Origin of the sequence: Psychrobacter sp. AOP3-A1-26 (genome assembly GCF_052378235.1) — a bacterium.
GTDB lineage: Bacteria > Pseudomonadota > Gammaproteobacteria > Pseudomonadales > Moraxellaceae > Psychrobacter.
This window is the reverse complement of record NZ_JBQSXN010000038.1, coordinates 21,783-27,826: the sequence shown is the minus strand read 5'-3', so window position 1 is coordinate 27,826 and position 6,044 is coordinate 21,783. Positions and strand designations below refer to the sequence as shown.

Below are 6,044 nucleotides of genomic sequence, written 5' to 3'. Positions count from 1 at the left end.
ATATATTTTAATAGCTCTACAACCTGCTCAGGCGTTTGCGCCCAGCCCATTGCTGCTGCATCCACTTCTTTTAGTGGATGAATAATATCCTCAGCATGCAATGTGATATAAGGCTTGCCCAAGGCCGCACAGTAGCCCGCATCGAAAGCGGCGTTCCACTGCTTGTATTTATCACCAAAACGAATGATAGCAATATCACATTTTTGAATCATATTTTTGGTACGAATCGCATTGACCTTCGACGACTGATGGTCGCGCCAGAATCCACTTTCATTTTCGCCGAGTACATCACCGGCTGCGTCGCTGGCTTCGTGCTCAGTCACTGCAGATGTGAACTTAATATTCAGACCATGGTCTTTAGCGCCTTGCATGATTTTCTGACGCCAGTCGGTGTGTATTTCTCCAGATAAATAAACGGTCCAATTCATAATAAACTCCTTTTTAGTATTAAATGCTGGTTATTCTCAAATTCAGGCCAGCTGTTAGTGAACAGTTGCTACTGTTGTTCGATTCATAAAAAATGAATGATAGTTATCGAATGATGTGTGCGGCGTACGGCAATATATTAACTGCTGTCCATGGCACAAAAAATCTAGTGAGCCATGAATTGTAGCTAAGTATTAATCTTTTGCAAGTTTGGCAATCAAAGCGCTTAATAATTGATATTCTTTTTGATCGAGCTGTAGGCGCGAGCCCAGTCGAGACAAACGCGATGGTAGCGATTTTAAATTTTCACTGTCCGCCAGTTTACGTTGCACCATTAATGCGGTGATGCGTTCTGTAAGCTGTTGCAATTGTTGCTGGGTAATCGCAGGTTCATCCCATTGCTGACGTAGATAGGTATTAAGTAGGGGATGTTCTGTTATCTCTAAGCTGCCCGTCGTTTCTAATCTTTCCTCATTACCCTTATTACTATCAGCTTCGATATGCGTTTGGGTATAAGCAAAGATAAAACTGGCTATCACTTGCACCGCTGAGGCGACATTGAGCACTGGGTAGGCAGGGTTGGCGTCGATTTGAATATGATAATCAGCGTAAGCCAACTCTTCGTTGGTCAAACCACGATCTTCACGGCCAAATAGGATAGCAATATTTGGCTTGTTGGCCTTGTCATTTATTGGTTGATCATTGGTAGTCGTGCTTAATGCTATAGCCGACTGCTTATCAATAAAATCCAGCATGATTTTGGCCGCTTGGGTAGGTGTTACCACAGGGCGGGGCAGATGACGACTGCGACTGCTGGCCGCAAACACTAGCTGACAGTCCGCTATTGCCGACTCTAGTGTCGGCGCAATGGTTGCGGAGGACAATAAATCACTACCACCAGCGGCGTGTGAGACACTGGTGTCATCAATTGGAAATTTAGGATCAACGACCGTCAGGCGTGATAAGCCCATAGTATGCATCGCGCGCGCTGCTGAGCCGATATTGGCGGGTAAGGTGGTATTAACCATCACCACTTGTATGCAAGACAGATAATCGCTGACCGAAAAACCCGCTATTGACGATGATGCATTGTTACTCATTATTGCCCCAAGCGCTGGTTGATGTCTTGTTCTGCATGGTCTAATGCTATAGCAATGTCTTCGATAAGCGGGGCTTGTTCGCTGATACGCTGCTCGCGGCATCGCTCTTGTAATTGACTGCTAAGACTTACCAGTTGGGTTGTACCCAGATTAGCACTGGCACCTTTTAATGCGTGAGCAAGCTCAAAGCCATTGGCATTATCGTTTTCTTGCTGCGCGATTCTAAGTTTGGTGATACGCTCATGACAGTCAGTAATATAGACTTGTATTAAATCGACAAAGTCTTCTTCTAGTAAGTCACGCATATCTTCAAATTGCTCATCATTGATAACCTGGTCATCAGGATTGGCAGTTATATTGTTATTGTGGTTTTCAGCCATGGTCATGTGTCCAATAGGATAAAAGTTAACATGGAAAGTTTAAGTGTCGTTGGTTTCTTAATGCTAATGAATATGCTAACGCTAATCAAATCATCAGCTGTAATGAAAGTGTAATTTATCCTCACTAATCATACTTTTTAGCTGTTGTAAATTATCGTCATTTGGATAAACGCGCCAATGCTCCGATAAACCAACATTGGCAATGCCATATTCTTCATAGATACTCAGCCCAAGTGGCAGGCAGTTATCGTTAATGGAAGCGTCTGTATTACTCAGGGCGTTGTTGGCATAGCTGCTGCCATTTTGGTGAAGAGTATCTTGGGTCATGTCGCTTTCTAACGCCAATAAATCGTTGCCATCTTCATCATATAGGCTGCCGCCCATCACCGGATCGTAAACACCGTTAGCGCCGTTGTTTATATTACCGCCTTGCTCGTTTTGTTCATGGTCATAAGACAGCTTTGGTGCCGGAATAATGCTGGCTTGTGCAGATTTAAGTAACGGTTGCATGCGCGTCAGTAAGTCGATATCGCTGCCGTGAATTTTAATACTGATTTTTTTTAGCCATCTGAGGCGGGCATCGACCATGCTCATAGCACTATCAAGGCGCGCAAATAGGCGACCCTCGCGCTCACGGATACTGCCTTTTATAATAACTACTTCGTCAACCTTGAGCTGGTCTTTAACACGATTGAAGCGCTCAGCGTAACAGCTTACCTCTAGTCTTGAGGTGCCATCATCCAAGGTAATGACGTTACGGTTACCAAAATTGGCGATGTCGATGATTAAGCCTGCAAAGTAGCAGCTACCATTATAGCCAGTATCCGTGAGCTTATCGAGGCGTGCGCCTGAGGTATAACGTTTTAACTCGTCTAAATACTCATTGATAGGATGTCCCGTTAAATACAAACCTAACGTATTTTTTTCAGCTTTTAAACGATGCTTATCGCCCCAAATCAACTCAGGTGTCATCACGAGTGGCGGTGCGGCAACGACGCCATCCATTTCACCAAACAAATCCATCATACCGATCTCGCGGTTTTGACGGTCTTGCTCAGCGGCTTGCACCGCGCTTGGCAGTTGACTCATCAGCGCACCGCGAATCTCGTATGCTTCGTCTGCTGGCAAGTCAGGTCGTAAAGTGGCAGCAAAGTCATCAAAACAGCCAGCGTTTATCAGACCTTCAAGGGTGCGCTTATTAACCTTTTTGATATCAACGCGTCGGCAAAAGTCATATAAATCTTTAAACGGACCCTCACGGCGGCGCGCATCAACGATAGATTCAACCGCACCTTCACCAACCCCTTTAATAGCGCCCAGTCCATAAATAATGTTGGTTGGCGTATCAGCAACAAAGTGCCATTCACTGCGGTTAACCGATGGATTGACCACGGTTAAATCAAAGTTTTCACGGCAGTCATTGATAAAGAACACCACGTTATCGGTGTTGTTCATATCTGATGTGAGTACCGCGGCCATAAATTCGGCAGGGTAGTATTGCTTTAGATAAGCAGTTTGATAAGCCAGTACACCATAAGCAGCAGAATGCGAGCGGTTAAAACCATAACCGGCGAACTTTTCCATCAAGTCAAATACGCCACCTGAAGTCACTTCATCGATACCTTGCGACGTTGCCCCTGTGATAAAAATATCGCGCTGTTTGGCCATCTCTTCAGGCTTTTTCTTACCCATAGCACGGCGTAACATATCCGCACCGCCCAAGCTATAGCCTGCCATTACTTGCGAGATTTGCATCACTTGTTCTTGATAGACAATAACGCCGTTGGTGTTTTCTAAAATTGGCTCAAGGTTAGGATGGTCATAAATGACTTCCTCGCGGCCGTGCTTACGGTCAATATACATCTCGACCATACCGGCATCGAGTGGACCTGGGCGATACAGCGCACACATGGCGATAACGTCTTCGATATTGGTCGGTTGTAATTTTGCCAGATACTTTTTCATGCCCATACTTTCTAGCTGAAAGACAGCCGTGGTTTTGGCATCTTGCAGTAGCTTATAAGCCTTGCTGTCATCTAATGGCAACTCTTCTAACACCAGCGCATCTTTGCCTTCTATCGCACGGCGTCGATTGATGTTTTCAACGGCCGCGCTAATTACCGTTAAGTTACGCAGACCCAAGAAGTCAAACTTTACCAGACCAACATCTTCGACATCGTCTTTATCAAATTGACTAACGCGGTGTCCTTCGTCATCACAGTAAATAGCACTAAAATCAGTGATTTTATGAGGGGCAATTAGTACGCCACCCGCATGTTTACCGACGTTTCGGCAGACACCTTCCAGCTTGATGGCCATCTCCCAAATCTCAATGGCATCTTCATAATCCATATTATCAGGGTTGGAGATTAAATCTTTGAGCTGCGGCTCTTGTTCGAGGGCTTGGCTCAGCGTAATACCAGGCGTTTTGGGGATGAGTTTTGATAATTTGCTGGCGAGAAAGTACGATTTACTTTGTACGCGCGCCACATCTCGTACCACTGCTTTTGCTGCCATGGTACCAAAGGTGATAATCTGCGAGACCGCTTCACGCCCATAAGTTTGTGCGACATAATCAATAACGCGGTCACGACCTTCAATACAAAAGTCAATATCGAAATCGGGCATGGAGACACGCTCAGGGTTTAAGAAGCGCTCAAAAAGCAAGTCGTAATGAATAGGGTCAAGATCGGTAATGTTTAATGCATAAGCGACCAAGGACCCGGCACCAGAACCACGGCCTGGGCCAACAGGTACGCCATTGGCTTTCGCCCAGCGGATAAAATCCATGACGATAAGGAAGTAACCAGGGAAACCCATGGATAAGATAATCTCAAGCTCATATTCTAAGCGCTCGTCATACTTTTGGCGAAAGTCGTCCCAGTGTTCACTACGCTCGTCAACAGGAAATAGCTTGTCTAGCCGCCTATCAAGACCGCGTTGCGACTCAGCCCGAAAAAACGACTCAGTGGTCTCACCTTCAGGTACTGGAAAATCAGGCAGGACGTTAATACCCAGTGTCAAGGTCACATTACAGCGGGTTGTTAAGCGTAAGGTATTATCAATAACTTGCGGAATATCAGCAAACAATTGCTCCATTTGCGCTTGAGTTTTTAAATATTGCTCATCAGAATAAGTTTGTGGACGATTTTGGTCGGCGAGTACGTAGGAGCCTGCGATACAAACCCGTGCTTCGTGAGCATCAAAATCGTCTTGTTCTAAAAAGCGCACGTCATTATGGGCAACAATTGGAATATTGTGTTTGGCACCCGCATGAATCGCTGCTTTGATAAATGCGTCTTCACCTGAGCGATTGGTACGTTTGATGGCAAAATATAAGCGATCATCAAAATGGGCTTGCCACTCTGTAATCAGCTCATCGGCTTTTTCTGGCATCGAGCCGACTAGCGCTTGACCAACATCAGATTTTTCGGTAAATAAAACAATGACGCCTGCCGCATGCTCTAAAATATGGTGACGTTTAATGACAGGCGTACCATGGTTGGCAGGGTCTGCGCGACCTTCGGTAAAGCCAAGCGATACGATACGGGTAATGTTTTGATAGCCTTCGTTATCCATCGCCAATAAGGTCAAGCGTGTGTCGTCATTATCCATAATGACTTCACTACCGATAATGGGTTTGATACCAGCGCCCAAGCAGGCACGGTAGAACTTTACCGTGGCATAAAGGTTCGATAAGTCGGTCAACGCAAGCGCGCTTTGATTGTCTGCCGCTGCCGCTTTAATCAACGGCTTGATACGCACGATAGAATCGGTAATGGAATATTCGCTGTGAATGCCAAGGTGTACAAATGCCATAGAAGACTCTTACTGGTACGATCGAGAAGGAATGGGTTGTATGATGATAAAATTTTTATTATCAATACTTTATGCTTTTTTAAAACGTAGTAGAGCGCTAAAAATTGTATTTTCAAGGTTTAAATTTGGTCGTTAATAATAGCATTATTTGGCGCGGGCAGCTACTGATTCAAACCTGTAAGACTGAGTAAAAACATGTAAAAAATATTTTTTATGACTATAAAATCAATATCATAAGTGAGTTTTCATGATAAATACTTAAGTTTTAAGGTATGAAAAAATATAAATCATCATCCATCAAGCTAGTGCCAAATCGTAA

Annotated in this window: 4 protein-coding genes; all 4 read right to left on the bottom strand. The window is 44.6% G+C overall.

Features of this window, described 5'->3' with window-relative positions:
• A partial coding sequence (locus ACT3TU_RS08075; protein ID WP_444784253.1) for a YtoQ family protein occupies positions 1–428 on the bottom strand: 428 nt, incomplete at its 3' end.
• A gap of 192 nt (positions 429–620) precedes the next feature.
• Entirely contained in the window at positions 621–1,526 is a 906-nt protein-coding gene (locus ACT3TU_RS08070) for an RNA methyltransferase (RefSeq protein ID WP_444784252.1), read from the bottom strand.
• Entirely contained in the window at positions 1,526–1,906 is a 381-nt protein-coding gene (locus tag ACT3TU_RS08065; RefSeq protein WP_444784251.1) for an Hpt domain-containing protein, read from the bottom strand. The genes ACT3TU_RS08070 and ACT3TU_RS08065 overlap by 1 nt, the downstream gene beginning before the upstream one ends.
• 93 nt (positions 1,907–1,999) lie before the next feature.
• On the bottom strand, positions 2,000–5,725 hold the full coding sequence (gene dnaE / locus ACT3TU_RS08060; protein ID WP_444784250.1) for a DNA polymerase III subunit alpha: 3,726 nt from the start codon (positions 5,723–5,725) through the stop codon (positions 2,000–2,002).
• Positions 5,726–6,044 lie beyond the last annotated feature (319 nt).

What these genes read in the sequence shown, in the direction of transcription:
- dnaE (WP_444784250.1), bottom strand. Translation starts at nt 5,725, where the DNA reads ATGGCATTTGTACACCTTGGCATTCACAGCGAATATTCCATTACCGAT.
- ACT3TU_RS08065 (WP_444784251.1), bottom strand. Translation starts at nt 1,906, where the DNA reads ATGGCTGAAAACCACAATAACAATATAACTGCCAATCCTGATGACCAG.
- ACT3TU_RS08070 (WP_444784252.1), bottom strand. Translation starts at nt 1,526, where the DNA reads ATGAGTAACAATGCATCATCGTCAATAGCGGGTTTTTCGGTCAGCGAT.